Source organism: Pseudomonas sp. NyZ480 (genome assembly GCF_029537255.1).
GTDB classification, from domain to species: domain Bacteria; phylum Pseudomonadota; class Gammaproteobacteria; order Pseudomonadales; family Pseudomonadaceae; genus Aquipseudomonas; species Aquipseudomonas taiwanensis.
In genome coordinates this window covers 2,211,514-2,235,190 of sequence record NZ_CP120626.1, presented here as the reverse complement: position 1 = coordinate 2,235,190, position 23,677 = coordinate 2,211,514, and the positions used below count along the sequence as shown (strand labels likewise).

22 protein-coding genes are annotated in these 23,677 nt (G+C 64.1%); 14 read left to right on the top strand and 8 right to left on the bottom strand.

The genetic code is table 11. The features are described 5' to 3' along the window. Positions 1–109: 109 nt before the first annotated feature. The 6 genes from P3R38_RS10270 to P3R38_RS10245 all read left to right on the top strand — a co-directional run bounded on the left by P3R38_RS10270 (position 110) and on the right by P3R38_RS10245 (position 7,629). On the top strand, positions 110–1,378 hold the full coding sequence (locus P3R38_RS10270; RefSeq protein ID WP_277687107.1) for a cytochrome c: 1,269 nt from the start codon (positions 110–112) through the stop codon (positions 1,376–1,378). Further along, positions 1,375–1,857: a (2Fe-2S)-binding protein gene (locus P3R38_RS10265; RefSeq protein WP_023380100.1), complete on the top strand. Its 483-nt coding sequence runs from the start codon at positions 1,375–1,377 to the stop codon at positions 1,855–1,857. Before P3R38_RS10270 ends, P3R38_RS10265 begins: the two co-directional genes overlap by 4 nt. Then, complete coding sequence (locus P3R38_RS10260; RefSeq protein WP_277687106.1) at positions 1,841–4,072, top strand: molybdopterin cofactor-binding domain-containing protein; 2,232 nt, start codon at positions 1,841–1,843, stop codon at positions 4,070–4,072. Before P3R38_RS10265 ends, P3R38_RS10260 begins: the two co-directional genes overlap by 17 nt. 40 nt (positions 4,073–4,112) lie before the next feature. Next, entirely contained in the window at positions 4,113–5,081 is a 969-nt protein-coding gene (locus P3R38_RS10255; protein ID WP_023380098.1) for an XdhC family protein, read from the top strand. 160 nt (positions 5,082–5,241) lie between these two features. After that, positions 5,242–6,354: an alkene reductase gene (locus tag P3R38_RS10250; RefSeq protein WP_277687105.1), complete on the top strand. Its 1,113-nt coding sequence runs from the start codon at positions 5,242–5,244 to the stop codon at positions 6,352–6,354. Positions 6,355–6,438: 84 nt separating this feature from the next. After that, positions 6,439–7,629 carry a YbfB/YjiJ family MFS transporter gene (locus tag P3R38_RS10245; RefSeq protein ID WP_277687206.1) on the top strand — a complete coding sequence of 397 codons (1,191 nt, stop codon included), beginning with the start codon at positions 6,439–6,441 and terminating at the stop codon, positions 7,627–7,629. Positions 7,630–7,662: 33 nt separating this feature from the next. Here the strand turns inward: P3R38_RS10245 and P3R38_RS10240 are convergent, their stop codons facing one another. Genes P3R38_RS10240 through P3R38_RS10230 form a run of 3 tightly spaced genes read right to left on the bottom strand, consistent with a single transcriptional unit; the run spans position 7,663 to position 13,767 of the window. Further along, a complete protein-coding gene (locus P3R38_RS10240; protein ID WP_277687104.1) occupies positions 7,663–11,337 on the bottom strand; it encodes a translocation/assembly module TamB domain-containing protein in 3,675 nt (1,224 codons plus the stop codon). Further along, positions 11,334–13,076, bottom strand: a complete 1,743-nt coding sequence (locus P3R38_RS10235; RefSeq protein WP_027907006.1) for an autotransporter assembly complex family protein — start codon at positions 13,074–13,076, stop codon at positions 11,334–11,336. The genes P3R38_RS10240 and P3R38_RS10235 overlap by 4 nt, the downstream gene beginning before the upstream one ends. Before the next feature lie 40 nt (positions 13,077–13,116). After that, positions 13,117–13,767, bottom strand: a complete 651-nt coding sequence (locus P3R38_RS10230; RefSeq protein WP_202676060.1) for a GNAT family N-acetyltransferase — start codon at positions 13,765–13,767, stop codon at positions 13,117–13,119. 162 nt (positions 13,768–13,929) lie between these two features. Here P3R38_RS10230 and xthA point away from each other — a divergent pair, with 162 nt between their 5' ends. Continuing rightward, positions 13,930–14,742, top strand: a complete 813-nt coding sequence (xthA, locus tag P3R38_RS10225; protein WP_023380092.1) for an exodeoxyribonuclease III — start codon at positions 13,930–13,932, stop codon at positions 14,740–14,742. Between the two features lie 76 nt (positions 14,743–14,818). On the opposite strand, the gene P3R38_RS10220 is transcribed toward xthA, so the two are convergent. Both P3R38_RS10220 and P3R38_RS10215 read right to left on the bottom strand, forming a co-directional pair. Beyond that, positions 14,819–15,571, bottom strand: a complete 753-nt coding sequence (locus tag P3R38_RS10220; protein WP_023380090.1) for an anti-sigma factor — start codon at positions 15,569–15,571, stop codon at positions 14,819–14,821. Continuing rightward, entirely contained in the window at positions 15,568–16,089 is a 522-nt protein-coding gene (locus P3R38_RS10215; RefSeq protein ID WP_023380089.1) for a sigma-70 family RNA polymerase sigma factor, read from the bottom strand. The genes P3R38_RS10220 and P3R38_RS10215 overlap by 4 nt, the downstream gene beginning before the upstream one ends. Before the next feature lie 124 nt (positions 16,090–16,213). On the opposite strand from P3R38_RS10215, the gene P3R38_RS10210 reads away from it, so the two are divergent. The 5 genes from P3R38_RS10210 (at position 16,214) to P3R38_RS10190 (ending at position 20,017) form a co-directional block, all read left to right on the top strand. Next, positions 16,214–17,266: a catalase family peroxidase gene (locus tag P3R38_RS10210; RefSeq protein ID WP_277687103.1), complete on the top strand. Its 1,053-nt coding sequence runs from the start codon at positions 16,214–16,216 to the stop codon at positions 17,264–17,266. After that, on the top strand, positions 17,263–17,796 hold the full coding sequence (locus P3R38_RS10205; protein WP_023380087.1) for a cytochrome b/b6 domain-containing protein: 534 nt from the start codon (positions 17,263–17,265) through the stop codon (positions 17,794–17,796). Before P3R38_RS10210 ends, P3R38_RS10205 begins: the two co-directional genes overlap by 4 nt. A gap of 85 nt (positions 17,797–17,881) precedes the next feature. Beyond that, positions 17,882–19,087 (top strand): MFS transporter, encoded by a 1,206-nt coding sequence (locus tag P3R38_RS10200; RefSeq protein WP_023380086.1) that lies wholly within the window; start codon positions 17,882–17,884, stop codon positions 19,085–19,087. Positions 19,088–19,166: 79 nt separating this feature from the next. Next, the gene (locus tag P3R38_RS10195; protein WP_023380085.1) at positions 19,167–19,712 is read left to right on the top strand and encodes a cupin domain-containing protein; all 546 of its coding nucleotides are present in this window, start codon (positions 19,167–19,169) and stop codon (positions 19,710–19,712) included. Positions 19,713–19,714: 2 nt separating this feature from the next. Beyond that, on the top strand, positions 19,715–20,017 hold the full coding sequence (locus tag P3R38_RS10190; protein WP_252189434.1) for a hypothetical protein: 303 nt from the start codon (positions 19,715–19,717) through the stop codon (positions 20,015–20,017). On the opposite strand, the gene P3R38_RS10185 is transcribed toward P3R38_RS10190, so the two are convergent. Both P3R38_RS10185 and P3R38_RS10180 read right to left on the bottom strand, forming a co-directional pair. Further along, positions 20,014–20,604, bottom strand: coding sequence for a 2-hydroxychromene-2-carboxylate isomerase (locus P3R38_RS10185; RefSeq protein ID WP_023380083.1), 591 nt, complete (start codon positions 20,602–20,604; stop codon positions 20,014–20,016). The genes P3R38_RS10190 and P3R38_RS10185 overlap by 4 nt on opposite strands. Positions 20,605–20,630: 26 nt before the next feature. Beyond that, positions 20,631–21,362 carry an SDR family oxidoreductase gene (locus P3R38_RS10180; RefSeq protein ID WP_186598374.1) on the bottom strand — a complete coding sequence of 244 codons (732 nt, stop codon included), beginning with the start codon at positions 21,360–21,362 and terminating at the stop codon, positions 20,631–20,633. Between the two features lie 90 nt (positions 21,363–21,452). Here P3R38_RS10180 and P3R38_RS10175 point away from each other — a divergent pair, with 90 nt between their 5' ends. Further along, complete coding sequence (locus P3R38_RS10175; RefSeq protein WP_023380080.1) at positions 21,453–22,016, top strand: TetR/AcrR family transcriptional regulator; 564 nt, start codon at positions 21,453–21,455, stop codon at positions 22,014–22,016. Further along, positions 22,003–22,596: a DUF4157 domain-containing protein gene (locus P3R38_RS10170; RefSeq protein ID WP_277687102.1), complete on the top strand. Its 594-nt coding sequence runs from the start codon at positions 22,003–22,005 to the stop codon at positions 22,594–22,596. The genes P3R38_RS10175 and P3R38_RS10170 overlap by 14 nt, the downstream gene beginning before the upstream one ends. On the opposite strand, the gene P3R38_RS10165 is transcribed toward P3R38_RS10170, so the two are convergent. Next, positions 22,593–23,582, bottom strand: coding sequence for a bile acid:sodium symporter family protein (locus P3R38_RS10165; protein WP_277687101.1), 990 nt, complete (start codon positions 23,580–23,582; stop codon positions 22,593–22,595). The two genes, P3R38_RS10170 and P3R38_RS10165, sit on opposite strands and share 4 nt — an antisense overlap. Positions 23,583–23,677: the final 95 nt, after the last annotated feature.

The following is a 23,677-nucleotide window of genomic DNA, read 5'->3' as shown; positions in this document are numbered from 1 at the left end:
AGCTTCCTTGCGCGAGGGACCTATACCCCTGGAAAACCTGCTCCTTTACGCTCAGGCCCTCAACCAATCGGTACCGAACACGCCGAGGTTGGAGATGAGGAGATCTTCGATGTCGCGTAACAAGCGTTGGGCATCCGTGGCCGTTGCCCTTGCAGTAGCAGGGTTGGCGGCAGCGTTCGGGTTGATGTGGCGACCTGCTATCGAGCCGATCGAGCGGCCAGCAGCCTTCGATGCCGCGCAGATCGCTCGCGGCGCCAAGGTCGTTACAGCCGGAGACTGCGCGGTTTGCCATACACGTCCCGGTGGTAAATACCTGGCAGGTGGCCTGCCACTGGTAACGCCGTTTGGCACGCTCTACAGCACCAACATCACGCCTGACGCCGAAACGGGCATTGGCCAGTGGCCGCTCGCAGCGTTCGAACGCGCCATGCGCGACGGGGTTTCCCGCGATGGGCATTTCCTTTATCCAGCCTTCCCATACAAGCACTATCGCCTGCTCAGCGATCACGACCTGGCGGACGCCTACGCCTATCTGATGAGCGGGCCGCCAGTGTATGAGCCCGCCTCCCCCAACCGCATGAAGTTTCCAATGAACATTCGCCCGCTGGTCGCGGGCTGGAACCTTCTGTTCTTGCATACACAGCCCTTCGAGCCGACAGCGCAGCAATCGCCACAGTGGAATCGTGGCCGCTATCTGGTCGAAGGCGCAGGCCACTGTGGCGGTTGCCACACGCCTTTGAACTTTCTCGGTGCCGAGAAAGACAGCCAGGCGCTTTCCGGTGGGCTGGTCGATGGTTGGGAAGCGCCCTCCCTGCTCGGCCTTGCCCGTCGCGAAAAGCCTTGGACGCAGGCACAGTTGGTGGGCTATCTGCAGGCCAAGGTGGTTGACGACCATGGCACCCCAGCCGGGCCGATGCGCCCGGTCAGCCAGGAACTGGCGCGACTGCCGCAGGCCGACGTCCAAGCCATTGCCCACTACCTGCTGAGCTTGCCGGCGCCGCGTCGTAAACCGACCGACGACCATTCGGACACGGTGGCAACGGCTGAGTCGACCAGCCTTGGTCGCGATCTTTTCCAGGGCGCTTGCGCGGGCTGCCACGGTGCTGCGGCGCCGATGCGCACCATCGACGGCCGGCCTTCACTGGCGGCCACATCCGCGGCTCAGGCCCATGAGCCACGCAATTTCATCAAGACGGTACTTGAGGGCATTCCTCCCACACCCGGCGAGGCCGGCCCAGCCATGCCCCCCTTCGCTGCCAGCCTGAACGACCGACAGCTCGCCGCCCTGGCCTCGTACGTCAGGCACCAGGCGAACCCGGAGCAGCCGTGGAGCGGAGTGGACTCGACTATCGAAGCGCTGCGCGAGGAGGCCAAATGAGCAACGTCAATCTCACCGTCAACGGCAAGGTGCACAGCCTGGACATCGATCCGGACATGCCATTGCTCTACGCCTTGCGTAACCACCTGCAACTCAACGGCGCCAAGTATGGCTGCGGGCTGGGCCAGTGTGGCGCCTGCACCGTCATCGTCGACGACAGGCCGGTGTTCTCGTGCGTGACGCCATGTTCAGGCATGGAAGGCCGCAAGATCCGCACGCTCGAAAGCCTGGGCACGACAGAGCGGCCAGGCCCCCTGCAGCAAGCCTTCATCGATACCCAGGCGGCCCAGTGCGGTTACTGCATCGCTGGGATGATCATGCGCGCCCAGGCCCTGCTGGAGAAAAACCCTCGCCCCGACGAGGACACCCTTCGTGCCCACATGGCGACGAACCTGTGTCGCTGCGGCACGCACCTTCGGATCATTGAAGCGATCACCCGCGTCGTTGAAAACGGTGGAATCCATGTCGTCCAGAACTGAATTCAGTCGCCGCGCATTCCTTCAGGGCAGCAGCCTGCTGATGGCCTTCACGTTGATGCCAGCCGCGCGCAAGGCGCTGGCCGATACTGAGGTGGATACCCTGGGTACGCTCGTGCTCGCCCCGGATCTGCCCGGCAGCTTGCGCACCAACCCTTACCTGGACGCCTGGATCAGGGTTGGTGCAGAGGGGATCACCGTGTATACCGGCAAGGTGGAGCTAGGGACCGGCGTCAAGACCGCGCTTGTGCAGATTGCGGCAGAGCGTCTGGATGTCGCACCAACAGCGATCACCTTTCTCACGGCCGACACGGCCCTGACGCCCAACGAAGGCTACACGGCCGGCAGCCACACGATCTTCGACAGTGGCACGGCGTTGTTCAACGCCGCTGCTCAGGTTCGCCAGATGCTCCTGGAGTCGGCCGCCAGACGCTGGGGCGTCGATGCCGCATCGCTGAAGACCGCTGACGCGATGATCATCGCCCCGTCCGGCCTGCGCATGAGTTATGCCGAGGCCGTGACCGGTGTGGACTTGCATCGATACGCCAAGGCCGAGTCACCGCAAAGCGCACCGGAGCAGTTCAAGCTCATCGGCCACGCCATTCCACGCCTCGACATCCCTGCAAAAGTCACCGGCGCCGCGGCGTTCGTCCAGGACATGCGGCTACCCGGCATGGTCCACGCGCGGGTCATCCGGCCACCAAGGCCTCGCAGCACGCTCACCGGTTTCGATATGCAAGCTATTGAAAGCCTTCCAGGCATCGTCAAGGTGGTCAAGGATGGCAACTACCTCGCCGTGGTGGCCAAGGATGAATGGCAGGCCGTCACCGCCATGCGCGCAGGCTACGAATCAGCGACCTGGAGCGGCGCAGAGGTGATTGCGGACCAAGCCGTCATTCACCAGCTGCTGCCCAGGCTGCAATCCAGGCGCTACCCAATCAAGCATGAAGGCTCAGCGGCGCCTTCCAGTGGCAAGACGTATCGGGCGCGCGTCACCAAGCAATACTTGATGCACGGTTCGATCGGCCCCTCCTGTTCGGTGGCCTGGTTCAAGGACGGTACGCTGACGGTCTGGAGCCACACCCAAGGTGTATTCCCACTGCGCGCCGGCATCGCCGAGATGGTCGGCCTGCCGCTAAGCGCCGTGCGTTGCATCCATGTCGAAGGCTCCGGATGCTACGGGCACAATGGCGCCGATGACGCGGCAGCCGACGCTGCGCTGATCGCCCTACAGGTGCCGGGCGTCCCGGTGCGTGTGCAGTGGATGCGTGAACAGGAGAACCTGTGGGAGCCCTACAGCTCGGCCATGCTCACCGAACTGGAGGCGGATCTGGACCGCAACGGCCGAATCAACCATTGGAAATACGAGCTCTGGACCACGCCGCATAACGAACGCATCACCAATGCCGGCCGCCTCGTGCCCGCGCGCCTGCTCGCTCGGCCGTTCACCTCGGCGCCCTCCATTCCGATCGCGCAGCCCGAAGGCGATGGTGACCGCAACGCAATCCCGTTGTACCAAACGGGCGCGAGCACTATCGATATGAATTTCATCACGCAAATGCCATTTCGCACCTCGGCGATGCGCTCGCTTGGGGCGCACATCAACGTCTTCGCCATCGAGGCTTGCCTGGACGAACTGGCTGGCCAGGCAGGGGTGGATCCCGTGGAGTTCCGCCTGAGCCACCTCACCGACCCCAGGGCCCGGGCTGTCATCGAGCGGGCCCGCAGTGAATTCGGCTGGCCACGGCGATCGCCCACCCCAGGCTCAGGCATTGGCATGGGCTTCGCGCGCTACAAGAACATCATGGGCTACTGCGCAGTGGCGGTGGAAATCCAGGTACATCCGCAAACCGGCGAGATCGAGATCCAGCGGGTGGTCACGGCCGTCGATGTAGGACAGATCGTGAACCCCGATGGGCTGCGCAACCAGGTGGAAGGCGGCATCGTTCAGTCCAGCAGCTGGACGCTGTATGAGGCAGTCAGTTATGACGCCGGTGGTGTGCGCAGCTACGACTGGAGCGGCTATCCGATCCTGCGCTTCCCGCAGCTTCCCAAGCACGTGCAAGTGCACATGATCGACCAACCTGGCCAGCCCTTCCTCGGGGCCGCTGAAATCGTGCAGGGTCCGATGGCTGCCGCGCTGGGCAATGCGCTGGCAGATGCCACAGGACACCGACGGCTCGCCCTGCCGCTCACCCGTTCCGGTCAGCAAGGGTAGCCGGTGGCACTCGCGCCAGCGTTTACAGAGGTTACGGTAGATGCAACATCTTGATGTGACGGTTCTCGAACAGGCCCTGGCCTGGGCTGACGAGGGGAAAAGTGTGTGGCTTTGCACTGTGCTCAGCACCTTCGGCTCGGCCCCGCGGTCGCCTGGCGCCATGCTGGTGGCCCTGCGATCCGGAGCACACAGCGGCTCATTGTCGGGCGGCTGCGTCGAAGAGGAATTTCTTGAAGCACTCGGCCGTGGCGAGCATGCCGCACCGGCGCAGGTCATCCGTTACGGCGGTACGGCCCAAGAGCGAAGTCGCCTGCAGTTGCCGTGTGGTGGCAGCCTGGACGTGCTGGTCGAGCACAGGCACCCGTGTGCGCAATGGCGTGACCACCTCAGGCAATTGCTCGAGGCTCTGCGCGGGCAGCATCGACTGACGCGCACGCTCGACCTGGAAAGCGGCCTCTTCAGCGTGAAAAGCCCTGTCGCGGGTGCAGATCCGGTGGTGCGTCTTGGCAGCCGCCTGGAGATCAACCTCGGGCCTGCGCTTCGCTTGTTGCTCGCCGGTCTGTCGCCGGTCGCCCAGGCATGCGGGCAGTTCGCCCGCGCACTGGGCTTCGAGGTGATCGCCTGCGATCCGCGCGAAGAAGCCGCGGCGATGCCGATCGAGGGTGTGAAGCTGATTTCCATGTTGCCCTCGATGTACATCGCCAACGGCGGTTGTCACGCGGCAACCGCAGTGGTGGCATTGACCCACGACCCCAAGATCGATGACTTGGCCTTGATGGAGGCGGTACACACGCCTGCCTTCTACATCGGTGCGATGGGCTCGCGCCGGACTTCGGAAAAACGCGCGCAGCGGTTGCAGCGAATCGGCGGACTGTCGCCCGCGCAAGTGGACCGTCTACATATGCCCATCGGGTTGGACATCGGCTCCAGAACGCCAGCCGAAATCGCTTTGTCGGTAATGGCCGATGTGCTGCGTGTTTACCGGGGCAAAGCCCGAGCGGCTCTTTGAAGCTGCTTCCGTCGCAAGCTTTGCGAGTGGCGCAACGCACTTGCTCTGGTTGTGGTGATTATCAAATGCGGACCCGGGTCTTAACCTGACGTCATCAAACGACAGCAACATCGCTGCACCTTCGACCCCGTATCAACACTGACTTGAAAGGAACTGAGTGATGACCAGTAATCTGTTCAATCCTATTCGCGTGGGCGCTGTGGAACTTCCTCACCGTATCGCCATGGCACCCCTGACCCGATCGCGCGCAGGCCAACCAGGCGATGTGCCAACGCCCATGGCAGCGGAGTATTACGGCCAGCGTGCCAGTGCAGCGCTGATCATCACCGAAGCCACGCAGATCTCCCAGCAGGGCCAAGGCTACGCCTGGACCCCGGGTATCTACACCCGTGAACAGATCGAAGCCTGGAAACAGGTGAGCGATCAGGTGCATGAACGCGATGGCCGCATCTTTATGCAACTGTGGCACGTGGGACGTGTTTCGCACCCAAGCTTCCAGCCCGGCAACGGGCTACCGGTTGCTCCGAGCGCCATCGCAGCGCCCGGCAAGACCTTCATCGTCGACGAACAGGGCAATGGGGTCTGGGGTGATGTGCCGGTGCCGCGCGCGCTGGATACCGAGGAAATCGCCGGCATCATCGACGACTACCGCCATGCGGCGCTGAACGCCATCGAGGCCGGGATGGATGGTGTCGAGATTCACGCGGGCAATGGCTATCTGCTCGACCAGTTCATCAACAGCAACAGTAACGAACGCACCGATACGTATGGCGGCTCCTATCGCAACCGGGCGCGCCTGCTGTTGGCCGTCGTCCAGGCAGTGGCGCAGGAAATCGGTGCAGATCGCGTCGGTGTGCGCCTGACCCCCATGGGACGGTTCATGGGGATGGGAGACGACACTCCTCTGGAAACGTTCACCTACATCGTGGAGTCGCTGAACCGGTATGGGCTGGCCTACCTGCATCTGGTCGAGCCTGCGGTCGTCGGCACCGTCAAGGACGAGAACTTCGACCCCCGCTGGGACGAGATCATCCTCACGCTGCGGGATACCTGGAAAGGCGTACTGGTAATCGCGGGCGGATACGACGCTGCTTCTGCCGAGAAAGCGATCCGTGATGGCCGTGCGGACGTGGTGGCTTTCGGCAGGCCGTTTCTGGCCAACCCGGACTTACCACGCCGAATCCGCGAGGGCCTGCCGCTCAATACCCCCGACCCCGCGACCTTCTTCGGCGGCAACGAACGGGGCTACATCGACTATCCGACTCACCCGTAACGGGCGTTGCTGGCTGATGCAACGCGCCAGTCAAATTCATCACGCCGTGTCACTTTCACGCCGCCAGCGGCGCAAGGGGAAGTCATGACTGCATCAACACCGCGTGCCCCATGGCTACCGATTTGGGCGGGTCTTTGTGCCAGCCTCGTCGGTATCGGCCTGGCGCGTTTCGCCTATACCCCACTCATCCCGGCCCTCATCGAGGCCCATTGGTTTGCCAGCTCTGCAGTCGTTTTCCTGGGCGCTGCGAACCTCGCAGGCTACCTCACCGGTGCCTTGATCAGCCGACCGATCGCGACCAGATGGTCAAGTGCAAGCGTGCTCCGGTTCATGATGGTCCTGGTCAGCCTGGCATTTCTAGGCTGTGCCTGGCCCCTGTCGGTGAGCTGGTTCTTCTTCTGGCGGCTGCTATCGGGCGTCGCCGGGGGCGCGATCATGGTGCTGGCCGCAACGGCCATCCTCCCCCATGTCGCCACCCACCGCAGGGGGCTGGCAAGTGGTGCGATCTTCCTTGGAATCGGACTGGGAATCGCAGGTGCCGCCAGCCTGGTACCCTGGTTGCTGGACAAAGGCCTGCAACAAACCTGGCTCGGTCTTGCGGCGTTGTCGCTGCTGCTGACGATCAGCAGCTGGGCGGGATGGCCAGCAGACCCTCCGCATCATCCGCCGACACCGACGCCGGCAAAGCCTGCAACGTCGGCGGCAGTGCTGGTCTTGTTCGGCCAGTACGCGCTGATGGCCACCGCATTGGTCGCGCCCATGATGTTCCTGGTGGACTACATCAGCCGCGGCCTTGGTGCCGGCACTCATGCCGGTGCGCTGATATGGGGACTGTATGGTCTGGGCGCTATCGCGGGCCCCGTACTGTATGGGCTGCTGGCCGACCACTTGGGCGCACGGGCGGGCATTCGGATCGTGCTCTTCGCACAGTTGGTCGCAATGGGTGCATTGATTGAAAGCCATGACCTGCGACTGCTTGGCGCGGCAGCATTGCTGATCGGCTCTTTCCCGCCTGGCATTGTCCCGCTGGCACTTGCCAGGGTGCACAGCCTGGTCGAGGGGCATACACGGCAGAATGCGACCTGGAGCCGCGCCACGGTTTCGTTCGCGAGTTTCCAGGCAATCGCCGGATACGGATATTCAGCCCTGTTCGCGAGCAGCGATGGCCACTACGGCGTGCTGTTCAGCGTCGCGGCTGCTGCACTGGTCCTGGCGCTGCTGCTGGAGCTGATTCTAAAAAGCGAATCCCGAACAGCCGCCGTCCAGGCCATTTAAGAACAAAGCCCGCGTGCGCGGGCTTTGCTGCACTTAAAAGTCCCGCTTGTAGAAGATGTCCAGCGAGCTTGCCAGCCCGCTGGCCGCTTCGAGATAGACCTTCTTGCTCAGCTTGTAGCGCAACGCGATGGTGTTGGCTGGCTCGAACACCCCTACCCCATAACGCAGGCTCAGTCGCTCGGTCAGGTTACCACTGGCCACGACGCTGGTGGCGTTGCCCGACCCCTCGGTATCGAGTTGGAAATCGTCAATGCCAAGGCTCGATGCCAGGCTGCCGGTGATCCCGGCGCTGCCTGCCAGCCCAAGGCCCAGGGCAGCCTCGGCCAACATGTTACTGTCCTCGCCCGAGGCGCCCAACGGGCGGCCCAGCACCAGATAGGACAACGCTTGTTCCTGGCTCATCGCCGGTTCCGAGAACACCTGGGTGGTCGGTTGCTCGGCGCTGCCACTGAGGCGGATACCGGCAATCACATCGTCGACTTTGCGGATCGCCTCGATGTCCAGGTACGGCTGGTCGATGGGCCCTGCGAACAGCAAGCGCGCACGACGAATGGTCAGGCGCTGGCCATAGGCACGGTAACGGCCATCGGCCAGGCTCAGTTCGCCACGGGTGTCCAGGTTATCGCCGATGTGTACATGCCCCAACAGGTTGGCGGAGAGGCCGAAGCCGCTGAACGAGAGCTTGTCGCGTCCCACTTCTACGTCGATGTCCATGGCCACGGCCATGGGCGCCTTGCCCTCTTCGGTCTGGTGGCCGACGATGACGGTGTCGTCCGACACCTTCACCGTCGACGGTGGCAGCTCGCGCACGGTGATGTTGCCCTTGGGCACCAACACTTTGCCAGTGACCGACAGTTTGTCGTCGACCAGGCGCAGACTGAGGTCTGGCGCGACTTCCAGTTCTGCATACGGCTCGACCGTGACAGGCAATTGCTGACCCTGTAGGCGCACGTCCATGCCCAGGGCCTGGCCCCAGGTCAGGTGCCCGGAAAGTTGCCCGCGACCCGCCGCCCCGCTGCGCCAGTCGCCATTGAGTTGCACCCGTTCACCGGCGATCTGCGCTTGCAACGACAAGCCCTGCAAACTCACCGGCAGCTCGGCTCCGCTCACCTCGCCCCCGCTGAGCACCACGTCGCCATTGACCTGCGGTGCCAACAGGGTGCCGGAGAGCCGGCCACTGCCGTTCAACTGCCCGGCCAGCCGCTCGACCATGGGCACGAACGGTCGGGCGACCGAGAGGTCCAGGCCCGCCAGGCGGAAGTCACCCGACAGCGGTTTGTCCTTGCCCAACGGATCGAGGCGCGTGGTGACGTTGAGCTCGCCCAGCCGCTCGCCACGGAAATCCAGGCGGGTGTCGACCCGTCGCGGCGCCAGGGTGCTGTCCAGCCGCAGGGCCTGGTACGGGAAGTCGATCCAACGGCCGTTGTCGCGTACACGCAGGGTGCCGCCACTGGCGTCGATAACGATCTTGCCCTTGGGGCCGCTGGCGGGAACATTCAGATTGACGTCGGCATTGAGCAGCCCCTGCCAGGCAAAGTCCTTGGGCAACCACTGGGCCAGGCTCTCCAGCGGGAACTGCTTGAGGTGGTAACGCAGGCGCGGCTCAGGTGCCAGGCGCTGGTCGTCACCGCACAGGCTGGCCTGGCCGGAACGCCAGCAATGGGCGCCAAAGTCCAGTTGGCCGCTGGCCAGACGCTGCAAACGTGCCGGCCCTTGCAGTTGCCAATCCTGACCACCGGCCTGGATCCGTCCGCTGGCCAGTCGGCCGCGCCAGTCGCCCTTGTTCAACTGGCCATCCAGACCCAAGTCGAGTTTCAGCTGCGGGCCATCCAAAGCCAGGGTCAGTGCCTGCTGCCGGATGTCGCCCTTGCCATTGGCCTGGAGCGTGCCGAGGGATGTTTCGCCCAGACGAATACCGCTGGCCTTGAGCTCGATCAGGCCGCGCTGGGCGTTATCCAGACGAGCATCCAGGTCCAGGCGCTGGATCCGGTTCTCGGCCTGGACCAGTTGCTGACCCTGCAGGACCAGCGTGCCTTGGGGCGCCTTGAGTGTTCCGCTGATGTCCAGCCGGCCTTTGGCCTGCCCTTGCAGCCTTGGCCAAAGCTGGCCCAGGCGCGGCAGGTCAAGGTCCACCCGCCCGGCCAGGCGCTGCTGCATACTGCCGCTGCCGGTGATGCGGTTGTCCCCCAGCTGCACGGCCAAGGCGCCCAATGTCCAGCTCTGGGCAGCGCCCTGGGCCTCTACCTTGAGCACCGCCGGCTGACCACGCAGGCGCCCCTTTAGATCCAACTGGGCATCGAGGGTGAGTTGCTCGCCTTTGAACTCACCTTTGCTGCGCAACGGCCCCGCCAGGGTACCGGGTAGCTCGGCGAGCCAGTAAGCGGGATCGAGCGCCGACAGCTGCAGGTCGACATCCCACGCCAGTGTGTCGGCGAAACGCACGGCAACATTGCCGCTCGCCTTGCCCTGGCCTGCCACCAGCGCCAGTTGCGGCAACCGAACCTGGCCCAGGTCGCCTTCGAACGGGCTGGCCAACGTGAAGGCACCTGCCGGGCCGTCGAGTTCACCCTTGAACGTACCTTGGTAACTGCCATCGCGGTAATGCACCTGGGCATCGAGGCGCTTGAGGCTGACTTCAGGCGGGGTTTCCAAGGGGTACAGGCGCAGCCAGGGGAAGTCCAGCCAATCCAATTGGGCATCGGCCTGCAGGGCGTTCTGCCAATCGGCGGTGGCACTTAGCTTCAACCGCTGGGTTTCACTGGCGCTCAGGTCCAAGGCATCGAGTCTTGCCCCCTTGGCATCCACACGCCCCGCCAGCACCAGCGACACGGGGGCTTGTTCGGCAGGCAAACTGGCCGAGCCAGTCAGCTGATAACCCTTTAGCAAGTCACCCTCGGCGTCCAGCTTGAGCTGGTTGAGTTGCACGGTGTCCGGAAGCGCAGCTGCGGGCTTGAACGCTTCGGAACGGACGTGCAGCTTGGCCGGCAGGTGCTCGGCAAGGGCCTGCAGCTCACCGGTCAACCGGGCATTGAGATAACCGGTGCTGCTCGCATCCAGTTCGAGGGTTCGCTGCAAATCCCCCTTGGCGGTCACGGCCAGTTGCCAGGCCTGACCTTCCACGGCTGGCAGCTGTAGCTGGCCATCGAGTTGCAGCGGCCAATCGCCTTCGGGCAAGAGATTACCCTGCAACGCCAGGTGCAGATCGTCCCGATGCACTTGCAGGCGGTCGATGCGAAGCCCAGTGGTCGTCCAGTGCGCCGCCAGTTGCAGGTCGCCCAACAGATCATTGCCGTCGAGTCGCAACTGCCCGACCTCGACCGTACCCACTTCGATCCCGATCGGCAGGCGCAACACCGGCAGCTGCACAGGGCTGGTGTCAGCAGGCGCGTCGCTGGGCGCAAAGGCCATGTCGACCCGCTGGGCCTTGAGCCGGTCGATGCACAAGGTGGCACGCAACAGGCAAGCAGGCGACCAGGACAGCACCGGCTCCTGGAGCTCGACACGGTTACCGCCATCTGCCCAGACAATCTGACGGGCCTGCCAGCTGCCACCCAGGCGCCCCTGGAATTCAGTGACTTCGAGCCCAGGCACCTGACCCAGCAGCCAGCGCCCGACAGCTTCGCTAGCCAGTATCGCGCCGAGCGCCAAGGCCACCAACAGCACGATGGCCAGCAGGCTCAGCACAAGGGTTCTCAACACACGCATCACAGCTCAGGCCCCATGGAAAAGTGCAGGCGGAAACCGCCATCGTCATCGAGCGCCCTGGCCAGGTCCAGACGCAGCGGCCCGACCGGCGATACCCAACGCACACCGATGCCGACCCCGGTCTTGAGGCTGGGCAGTTCAAGCGTATTGAACGCGTTGCCTTGGTCGACGAAGGTCGCAACGCGCCACTTCTCGGCCAACGAATACTGGTACTCGGCGCTGGCGGCCACCAGGTAGCGCCCCCCGATCCGGTCGCCGTCGCTGTTCTTCGGCGACAAGCTCTGGTAGTCGTAGCCGCGCACGCTCTGGTCGCCACCGGCGAAGAAACGGAGTGACGGCGGAATGTTGTTCTTGTAACCATTGGTGGCACTGCCGCCGAACTGCACACGGCCCAGGAAACGGTGGTTGTGGCCAAGCGTCGTCAGGCCTTTCAACAGGACATTGCCATGCAGCAGGTTGGTGTCCGAAACCAGCCCCTCCTTGGCCGCCTGAACATCGAACTGCAGGCGGTAGCCGCTGTGCGGGTCGATGCGGTTGTCGCTGCGCAGATACGAAAAACTCACGCCTGGCATCAGCAGGTTGCTAAGGCCCGAGTCGTCGCCCAGGCGGTACTCCTCGCGCTGGTACTTGAGCGAGATGACCCGCTGCCAACCACTGGGCAGCTTGCTGTGCCATTCCGGGCCGACGGTCAACAGCTTGCTGAGGGTGTCGGTTCCGGCGAGCTCTTCGTTCTGATAGCCACCGGCGAACCGCAGTTTGTCGGTCAGCGGAGGGTCCAGGGGAATGTCGTACCAAAGGCCGACGTTCTGCCGCGGGGCCGATAGTTCGGTTTCCCAGCCGTAGCTGTGCCCTTGTGGGTTGACCCAGTGGCGGGTCCAGTTGGCCTTGCCACGCGGACCAACGTCGGTCGAGAAACCCAGGCCCAGGCCCATGGTGCGCGGTTTGCGGGTTTGCAGATGGACGTCCACCGGGATGTCTTCGCCCACGGCGGCAGTGGGCGCCGCGTCGACCCGCACGCCTTCGAAGTAGCCGCTGGACTGCAAGTCGTTGTTGAGCTCGGCCACCAGTTCCGAATCGTAGGGGGTGCCAGGCTTGAACGAAACCATGCGTTGCAGCAGTTCTTCATCCAGTGGCGTGTCGCCACCGAACGTGACCGCGCCCAGGCGGTAGCGTGGGCCACTCTGGTACACCAGCTCGATGTCGGCCACCCCGGCCTGGGGGTCCACTGCCAGACGCTGGCGAGTGAACCGACCGCTGAAGAATCCATAGCGCGAGGCCTGGTTCTGGATCAGCCGCTTGGCATCCTCGTAGTGGCCGTGGTTAAGCGGCTCGCCCGGACGCAGCGCACGACCATCCGGTATGCGAAACGCCTTCATCTCACTGGCTGGCCCTTCGATGCGCACCGTCACGTTGCGCAGGCGCACCGGTTCGCCGGGTTCAATGCGGATGATCAATTGCGGGTGTTCGTCGGCCTTGGCTGCGGGCTTGACCTCAGTGTCGATCTGCGCCTGATAGTAGCCCAGTGCCTGCGCAGCCTTGCGCGCCTGCTCCTGCGCCCCGCGACTGAAGCGCAGCAGCGCTTCCTCGTCGCGGTCACCCAGATTACCGATATAGCCTTCGACATTGGCCTTGAGCGCTTTATTGGCCGGCTTGACCTTCACCAGCAACTCGCTCTGGCCCCATGCTGCGAAACTGGCGGCCCAGAAAATAAGGCCCCAGGTGAATCTTCCTGAATACGTCATGCGGCGCATGCTACCAGAGCCGGGCCCTCATGGGAGGCGTTCAGGCCTCCGTCATTCTTGATGACACAGGATTGGGATGAAAGAACACCCTTTCCCGGATTGGTCCTACAGCTACCTCGCCGATCTCTTCGTACCCCTGGCGTTGGTAGAACGCCAGATAATGCTCATTGCCCGTATCCAGCACCACCCCTTGGGTGTTTGGGTCTTCCGCGCACCAGTCGTGCACGGCCTGGAGCAATTGTTCACCGTAGTGCCGGCCCTGAAATTGCGGATGGACCCCCAGCAAAGGCAGCACATGCACCCTGGCGCCCGGCAGGCAACTGGCCAATGCGGCCTGGTATTCCATGTAGCGGCGCGTGCAGCGCAAGCCAGTGCCCAACATCATGCGCAGGCGCCAGGCCCAGCTGTCGGCCACCCCCAACCGTCGTTGCGGCGGCACGATCAGTGCCAAGGCGATCAGGCGGTCATCCAGCAAAAGGCCAATGGCGGGCAATTGCAAATAGAAGTGCTGGCGCACCCACTCACGCACCATCACCCGCAGGCGCCTTTCGTAGCCAGGCCGCTGGCCCTCGAACACATAGCCGAACGTCGGTTCGTGGCGATAGGCGTGGTACAGCAGCGAGCGCACCTCACGGCTATAGCCCTCATCGAGCATACAGACACTGGCCTTGGCTTCAGTGGTATCGGGCATCGCGGGCGGTCCTCCTGGAAAGGTCATTCAGTGCCTTGGAGGTGCCTGGACGCACATCGTTCACCCCCTCCAGCACGTTAGCAGCGCCACCCCAAGGCTGCCACGCTGGTGGAGACGGCCGATGTCGGCTAGCATCCGGCCTTTTACCAGGATTGTCTTTCGATGAAGATCGTCTGTTTCAACATCAACGGCCTGCGTGCCCGCCCGCATCAGCTGGCGGCGCTGATCGAAAAGCACCAGCCGGACGTGATCGGCCTGCAGGAAACCAAGGTCAGCGACGATCAGTTCCCTCTGGCCGAGGTCCAGGCACTGGGCTACCACGTGCACTTCCATGGCCAGAAAGGCCACTACGGCGTCGCCCTGCTGTCGCGCCAGGCGCCTCTTAGCCTGTTCAAAGGCTTTGCCACCGACGAAGAAGATGCCCAGCGCCGTTTCATCTGGGGCTCCTTCGCCGATGCCAACGGCACCCCGATCACTATCATGAACGGCTACTTCCCCCAAGGCGAAAGCCGCGACCACCCCACCAAGTTCCCGGCCAAACAGCGCTTCTACAGCGACTTGCAGGCCCTGCTCGAAGGGCAGTTCCACAATCACGAGCCGGTGCTGGTGATGGGCGACATGAACATCTCGCCCCAGGACTGCGATATCGGGATCGGCCCGGACAACGCCAAGCGCTGGCTGAAGACCGGCAAATGCAGCTTCCTGCCTGAAGAGCGGGAATGGATGGAGCGCCTGAAGGGCTGGGGCCTGGTGGACAGCTTCCGTCACTTGTACCCGGAAGTGAACGACCGCTTCAGCTGGTTCGACTACCGCAGCCGCGGCTTCGAGGACGAGCCCAAGCGCGGACTGCGCATCGACCTGATCATGGCCTCGCAAGCCCTGGTGCCGCGCCTGAAGGCCGCAGGGGTGGATTACGAGCTGCGTGGCATGGAAAAGCCCTCGGACCATGCGCCGATCTGGCTGGAATTGAGCTGAAACGAATCGCCGGCAAGCCAGCCTCTACGAAGTCGTCGTACGCTCCGTAGAGCCGGCTTGTCCGCGATCGGACCGACTACAGGCCCAAGCGCAGCGCCTCGCCAACACCGGCCCCGCGCACATCGTCCGCCGCACTGACCAGTGCGAAGTTGTACGCCCCATGGGACCAGTAGCGTGCCTCCAACCGCCCATCCGTGCGCTGCCCCTGCGGCATGCGCGCGAAGCGTTCGCCCGGCGAGCGCAGAAACAGACTGATGCGTTGCCCTTCACGGTCCTGGAATACCAGCAAAGCCGCCGGCCCCTGCTCGTTGCTGAGCAGTCGTGCCCCCACCGGCTTGAAGCCGTATCCCGCGAGGTCTGGCAACTGCCCTACCCGACTGAAATGCCGCTCCAGCCAGTCGCGCAACTGAGCCGGGTCGCTGGCCTGGATATCCAGCGCTTCGCTGGCAGCGAACAGGCGATGGGCCTGCACGGCATCGGCCATGGGCAGGCCAGCGTCCGCCAACGTGGCGTCCCGTGCCTGCCAGCCAACCAATCCACCCACTCCCACGGCCAGCAGCAACACCGCAGCCGACGCCCAGCGGCGCTGCCTGCGATGACGCAAGCGTTGCTGCAGCCTGCCCACATCCAACTGTGACGAGCCTGGCTGCTCGCCGAAACCTGCCAATGCCGCCCGCAGACGCCGGGCATCGCTTCGCCAGGCCTCGACCCTTTGCGCTTCCAACGGGTTGGCCGCCAACCAGGCTTGCACTTCGGCTCGCCGTGAGGGCTCCAGACGGTCATCGACGTAGGCATGCAGCTCGTGTTCACTGGGAATAAGGCGCGTCATTTCAGTCTCCGCAAGGCCGGGGGCTGCGGGTTGCCCTCGGTCAGTTCACGCAACGCGGCACGGGCGCGCGACAGGCGCGACATCACAGTACCGATGGGAATCCCTAGGGCGTGGGCGGCCTCCTTGTAGCTCAGGCCCTCGACGCTGACCAGCAACAACAGGGCGCGCTGCTCGTCCGACAATCGCGCGAAGGCCTGCAAGTCCGCCTGGGCCAGGATGATGCGTTCGATATCGCCGCCAACCGGCTCTTCCTGCGCCTCGGCGCGCCCAAACCAGGACAGCCAACGCGCATGCAGGCGGTCACGGCGCTTGCCATCGAGAAACTGCCGATAAAGGATGGTGAACAGCCAGGCGCGCAGGCTGTCGGCGTCACGCTGCTGACTGCTACGGCTGAGGGCACGCTCGACGGTCGCCTGGACCAGGTCGTCGGCGCTGCCAGACTCGCGCGTCAGCCAGATGGCAAAGCGGCGCAGACGCTGCAGCAGCTCGCGCCATTGGTGTTCGTCCAAATCATGCATGGAAGTCATCCGGCCCCTGGGATGGTCAGTGTAGAGGGCAGACGCCCGGCCACAAAATTTATTCCCTCGCAGGGAATAACCGCCTTCCTGCCCCGTCGTACCGGCACCTCAACTGCACCGGACGATGACCATGAACTCACCCTTGCACGGCCCCGCCAAGCACCTGCGGCTGGCCGCCATAGGCGCCATCATGCTGGCCATGGGCGCGTGTTTCGCCTATGCCGCTGGCTGGATCGGCGGCCCAACAGTGACCCCGCAGCGCATCATAGATACCTTCGAGGCCCAGGCTGGCCATTACCCCGGCTACCGCAAGAACCATGCGAAAGGCCTGTGTGTCAGCGGTTACTTCCAGGCCAGCGGCCAGGCGGCGACGCTGTCGACGGCGCGGGTGTTCAGCCAGGCGCGGGTACCGGTCATCGGCCGGTTCGCCATTGGGGGGGCCAATCCGTTCGCACCGGACACCGCGGTGCCCGTGCGCAGTCTGGCGCTGCAACTGAGTACCGATGACGGCCAGCTCTGGCGTACCGGTATGAACAACCCTCCCGTGCTGGCGGTGAGCACGCCGCAGGCGTTCTATGAACAGGTGCTGGCCAGCGCGCCTGACCCTGCCACCGGCAAGCCTGACCCGGCAAGGCTACAAGCATTCTTCGCCGCCCATCCGGAAAGCGCGGCGTTCCGCCAATGGGCCGCCAGCTATACCCCGAGCGACAGCTTCGCCAGCACCCAATACCACAGCATCAATGCCTTTCGCCTGATCGACGGCGATGGCAAGGCTCACCCGGTGCGCTGGCAATTGGAGCCACAGACCCACTTCGCCGCGCTCCCAGGCAAGGTCGATGACAAACAATTCCTGCAACATGACCTGCAACAACGCCTGGCCCAGGGCCCGTTGCGCTGGACCTTGCGCCTGGTGCTGGCCGAGGCCGGCGACGCCGTGGACGACCCGGCCCAGCCCTGGCCTGCGCAACGGCGCCGAGTGGACGCTGGCACCTTGGTGATCGAACGAGTGGACGCCCCTGAACAAGGTGCCTGCCGCGACCTGAACTTCGACCCGCTGATTCTCCCCCGTGGCATCGAACCTTCCGCCGACCCGATCCTCGCCGCCCGCTCGGCGGCCTATTCGGAGTCTTTCAATCGCCGCAGCCGCGAATCGCTCAGCACCGGAGCCCGCCCATGAAACCTGAAGCTTTCCACCCCCTGGCCCGCTCGCTGCACTGGCTGATGGCAGTGTTGATACTGGCCATGCTGTTCATCGGCGTGAGCATGGTCGCCGACCTGTCAACCCGCCACCCGATGCTGGTCGAGCTGCACAAGGCCACCGGCCTGGCGCTGCTGGTACTGGTGCTGCTGCGTATCGGCGTGCGCCTGACCCGACCTCATCCGCCCCTGCCCGACGACTTGCCGACTGTGCAACGGTTCGCTGCCGGCGCCTCGCACCTGCTGCTCTATGCCCTGATGCTGGCCATGCCGCTGCTGGGCTGGGCAATGCTGTCGGCTGGCGGTTACCCTCGACCGCTGCAGCTACCGGCCATCGCCCCACACGACCTGCAACTGTACGCCGTACTGCGCCAAGCCCATGGCTGGGCCGGGTACCTGTTGTTCGCCACTGTCCTGCTGCACCTGGGTGCAGCGTTGATGCACGCACTGGTGCGCCGGGACGGCGTGTTGCGTAGCATGTGGCCAGGCCCCCTGCGCCGCGGCGAATGACAGCGTGCGGTCCAGGCCGGTTCGACAACCGATGAGTGCTCTTAATAAGATCGCCCTTTAACGCTGAAACTGCCTGGACTGCCCGATGACTGCTGCAAAGGATCCTGCCACCCTGGGTGTCACACGCACCCTCGACCTGCGCCCCCTGCTGCTGGCCAACATGGCCTGCACCATGTCGATGATGGCCTTCGTGGCCTTGATCGGGCCAATTGCCCGGCTGCTGGGGATGGCGACCTGGCAGGCCGGGGCAGCCGTGACCGTGGCCGGCGTGGTCTGGGTGCTGCTGGCACGCCCCTGGGGGCGCGCGGCCGACCGCCTCGGACGCCGACGCATCCTGCTGCTAGGCAGTGCGGGCTTTACCCTGGCCTACTGGTCATTGTGCCTGTTCGTCGAAGGCGCCTTGCGCTGGCTGCCAGACGCCACCTTGGCGTTCGTCGGTCTGATGCTGGCTCGCGGGCTGATCGGCGCGTTCTACGCGGCCCTGCCGGTGGCCGGCAATGCGCTGATCGCCGACCATGTCGAACCGCAACGTCGGGCCCGGGCCATGGCCTCCCTGGGCGCAGCCAATGCTGTGGGGCTGGTACTGGGCCCGGCGATTGCCGCGCTGTTGGCACGCCACAGTCTGAGCCTGCCGTTTCACATCATGTCCTTGCTACCGGCCACCGCGTTCATCGTGTTGCTGTTCAAGCTAAAGCCGCAACCGTTGGCCCACAGCCACGCGCCGAGCCCGGTGCGCCTGACCGACCCGCGCCTGCGCCGCCCCCTGCTGGTGGCCTTCAGCGCCATGCTCAGCGTCACCGTTTCGCAGATCATCGTCGGTTTCTTCGCCCTCGACCGTTTGCACCTGCCGCCGACCGAGGCAGCCCAGGCAGCCGGCATCGCCTTGACTACGGTCGGGGTGGCACTGATCCTGTCGCAGATCGCCCTGCGCCAGCTGGAATGGCCACCGCTGAAGATGATACGGGTTGGCGCCAGCGTCTCGGCGCTGGGCTTTGCCGGCGGCGCTCTGGCCACGAGCGCGCCCTGGCTCTGGGGTTGCTACTTCGTCGCCGCCGCGGGCATGGGCTTTGTGTTCCCGTCCTTTTCCGCGCTGGCCGCCAATGCCATGCACGCGTCGGAACAAGGCGCCACGGCCGGCTCCGTCGGCGCGGCGCAGGGGATGGGCGCGGTGATAGGGCCACTGGCTGGCACCTTGGTCTACGCGCTGGATCCACGCCTGCCATTCCTTGCGGTTGCCGTGTTGTTGCTGCTGGTCGGGCTGTGGCCAATGCCCCGCGACCAACGCACCTGACAAGCACTGCGCGCAAGGCTTCAGAGTGTGCTTTAATGCGTCGCCCATTATTTTTTACACCTCTGATTACAAGGCGGCTATGGACACGGGGACACGACTCAAACTGGTGCGTGAACGCAACAACCTCTCCCAACGGGAGCTGGCCCGTCGCAGCGGCCTGACCAACTCGACGATTTCGCAGATCGAGCAAAACCGCGTCAGCCCTTCGGTCAGTTCCCTGAAAAAACTGCTCGAGGGGATCCCGATGACCTTGGCGGAGTTCTTCAGCTTCGACGAGCCGGTGCGGGAAGAGCGCTTCGTGTTCCGCGCCAACGAGCAGCCTGACCTGGGCCGCAACGGCCTGCGCATGCTGCTGGTCGGTGCGAGCGTCGAAGCCCGCCAGATGCGTATGCTGCGCGAGCTGTATGCACCAGGCGCCGACTCCGGCGAGCCGATCGTGCATGCCGAGGGCGAAGAATGCGGGCTGGTCACCCGGGGCACGGTCGAATTGTGGGTCGATGGCCAGGTCAGCGTGCTCAACTCCGGCGATGGCTACTACATCCCCACTACCCTGCCGCACAGTTTCAAGAACATCGGTCCGGACGAGGCCGAAATCATCAGCGCCAACACGCCGGCCAACTTCTGACCGTGCCTGAACCCGGCCAGCGCTTGCACTCCCGGGCCGTTTACCAGTGCCTGCGCGAGACGGCCCTCGGCGTTCACTCGCTGCAGGTTCGCGCCCGTGATGGGCATGGGCTGGTCGAAGTGGACATCGACGGCTGGCAGCTGACCCTGGCCGTGGATGCCGAAGGCCTGGCCCATTGCGTGCGCTGCCAGTCCCCCGAGGGCCTGCAGGCCGATCTGGAAGACTGGCAACGCTACGGCAGCAACCCCACCGACCTGCTCAGTCTCTGGGAGCGTACCCAGCTCGAGAAACTGCTGGCTGGCTAACGCAACGCACCTTCGACGAAGTCCAGGCGATCCTGCCCGAAGAACATCTGCCCATCGACAAAGAACGTCGGTGCACCGAACACCCCACGCGCCACTGCTTCTTCGGTCACCTGCTTGAGCGTCGCCTTGACCTGTGGCTCGGCGGCCAAGGCCTGGAACGCGGCAGGGTCGAAGCCTGCCTGGCGCAAGGTAACGTCCAGCACTGCAGCATCCCCCAGGTTCAACTGCTTCGCCCACAGGCCGGTGAACAGCACGTCGAGCAACGTTTCGAAGCGCTCGGGTGCCAGCAATTGCGTGCCGGTCAAGCCGCGCATCAGGCTCAGGGTGTTGATCGGAAAGCCCGGGGGCATGGCGAACGGCACGCCATAGCGCGCAGCGAAGCGCCCCAGGTCGGTGAACATGTAGCGCCCCTTGGCCGGGATCATGGCGGGTGAAGCATTACCGGTCGCCTGGAACACACCGCCCAGCAACAAGGGTCGGTAGCGAAGCTCGGCGCCGTGGCGGTCGCAGATACCCGCCACTTGGGTCCAGGCCAGATAGCTGGCCGGGCTGCCCAGATCGAAGAAAAACTCGACAGTCTTGCCCATTGAAAGCTCCTTGTTCGACATAGGGGTCACCAGCGCTCCATCCATGGCCGCAGATCCAGCTCGAAGGTCCAGGCGTCCCGTGGCTGGACATGCAGGAACCAGTAGCTGTCGGCGATATGTGCCGGGTCGAGGATACCGTCCTGGTCCTTGAGGGCGTAGCGCTCGGGGAAGCTGTCGCGAATGAAGGCGGTGTCGATGGCCCCATCGACCACCACATGGGCGACGTGAATGTTTCGCGGGCCCAGTTCACGGGCCATGCTCTGGGCCAACGCGCGCAAGGCATGCTTGGCCCCGGCGAAGGCGGCGAACCCGGCAGCGCCTCGGGTGCCAGCCGTGGCACCGGTGAAGAGGATCGTGCCGCGCTCGCGCACCACCATCCGCCGGGCAACCGCCTGTGCGGTCAGGAAGCCGGCGAAGCAGGCCATTTCCCAGATCTTGAAATACTTGCGGGGCGTTTCCTCGAGAATGCTGCACGGCACATTGGCGCCGATATTGAAGACAAACGCCTCGATCGGGCCAATGTCGCGCTCGATGGTCTCGATCAGCTGCGTCACCTCTTCTTCCTTGCGGGCATCGGAGCCAAAACCATGGGCCTGGCCGCCCGTAGCGCGGATCTCGTCCACCAGGGGTTGCAGCTTCTCGGCCTGGCGTCGTGTGACGCAGGCGGTGTACCCCTCGCGGGCGAAACGCTTGGCAATTTCCCCTCCGGTGGCATCGCCGGCACCGATCACCAGCACTACTTTTTGTTGCTCTGTCACGACCCGCCTCCATTAGTGAACGATCACTTAGTAAACGAACGCTATGTTATGATCGCCCCCATCGTCAAGTCAGGGCGCGAGGGGTTTCGGATGCGCTATTCCACCGAACACAAGCAACAAACGCGAGAAAGACTGCTGGCCAGCAGCGGCGCGCTGGCCAAGCGTGGCGGCTTCTCCAGCACCGGCGTGGCCGGGCTGATGAAGGCCATTGGCCTGACCGGCGGCGCCTTCTACAACCACTTTCCATCCAAGGACGATTTGTTCACCGAAGTGGTCCGCCAGGAGTTGTGCAACAGCCCACTGGCCCGCCTGGCCAATCGAGGCACCAGCAAGGCACGCCTGGCACGCTGTCTTGAGCAATACCTGAGCCTGGCTCACCTGCACAATCCCGAGGGTGGTTGCCCGTTGCCCCCGCTAGGTGTTGAAATCGCTCGGGCCGAGCCACAGGTGCGCGAGGAAGCCGAGCATTGGCTGGTAGCCCTGCATGATGCGTGGAGCGAAACGCTGCAAGACCCGCAACTGGCCTGGGTGCTGATCAGCCAGTGCGTGGGCGCCCTGGTGGTCGGGCGCATGATGGTCAGCGAACACGTGCAAACCCAGGTGCTGGATGCCAACCGTACCTTCGTCGACAAGGCCTTGAATGAAGCTCTCTAGTCTTTTGCTTGGCCTTGTGCTGTCTGCCCCCGCATTCGCCGAACAAGCCTGCCCTCCTGGGCAATACCAGGTGTGCCTGATGGGATGCTTCTGCGCGCCGATCGACCCCGGCCAGGCCGGGCAGATTCTCAAGGACGTCGAGGTCGTCGCCTCCAGCAGCCTGGTGTTCGCCCTGCAGCAGGCCCGCGACGAAGCCACGGCCAGCGGCACACAGCCCATTCCGCTGCATATCCGGGTACAACTGGAACCCTGGTACGATTTCGCCGTGCTCGACGCCGCACGTTACCGGGTCGGCGACGAGCAACAGGTGAGCGCCGCCAATGCCCTGCTGCAGAACCCTGACGTGAATGCGGTCACGCTCATCGACACCATCATATTCCGCCACGCGACCGATGCCGAGGACAACGTGGCGCTGTGGGCGCATGAACTCAAGCACGTTCAGCAGTATCAGCAATTGGGCGTGGAAGAGTTCGCGCGGCGCTACACCCGAAATTACGAGGAGCTGGAAGCGCCGGCTTACAAGATCGAGGCTCAGGTGAATAAGACCCTGCGCCAGCGAGGCTCGGGTCAGGCGCACTAGCCGTTGGTGACAACCTCACCCGCTTCATCGCGACTGGCGTAGCGCTGCGCCAGTACCGCGCAGACCATCAGTTGGATTTGGTGAAATAACATCAACGGTAAAATCATCGCCCCGATACCGCTGCCTACGAACAGCACCTGCGCCATGGGCACACCGGTGGCCAGGCTCTTCTTCGAACCTGCGAACAGAATGGTGATGCGATCCTCGAGGTTGAACCCCAGCACCTTGCCCAGCATATGGGTGCCCAGGAGCACCACGGCCAGCAGGATGGCGCACACCGCGAACAACCCTGCCAGGTGCTGCGAGGAAACGGTGTGCCACAAACCCGTGACCACGGCATCGCTGAATGCGGTGTAGACCACCAGTAGAATCGAACCTTGGTCGACCAGCTTGAGCCAGCGTGCATTGCGCTTGACCCAGTTGCCGATCCAGCGGCGGGCAACCTGGCCGGCCAGGAACGGCACCAGCAACTGAAGAGTGATCTTCAGCACCGCGTCCAGGCCCGAACCGGTATCGCCACTGGCACCCAGCAACATCATCACCAGCAACGGCGTGAGAAAAATACCCAGCAGACTGGAAGCCGCCGCGCTGCAGATGGCTGCTGGCACGTTACCGCGGGCCAGCGAGGTGAAGGCGATGGCCGACTGCACCGTGGCCGGCAACGCGCACAAATACAGCACGCCCAGGTACAACTCGTTGCCCACCAGCGGCACGAACAACGGCTTGAAGGCCATGCCCAGCAAAGGAAACAGCACGAAGGTGCAGGAGAATACCAACAGGTGCAGACGCCAGTGGCCGGCACCGGCAATGATGGCCTCACGCGACAATTTGGCGCCATGCAGGAAGAACAGCAGGCCGATGGCCAGGTTGGTCAACCAGCCAAAGTACAACGCCCCATCACCCGAGCAGGGCAGCACGGTGGCAATGAACACCACACTGAGCAGCGCCAGGGTGAAATTGTCGAATAACATGCGCAAATACTTCATCACAGATTCCGTCTTGTCATTGTGCCGGGGCAGACGATAAGGTCTGGGCCTTTTTCCCGCTAACGCCGGAACCCCCGCCGGTATCGCTGAACGGA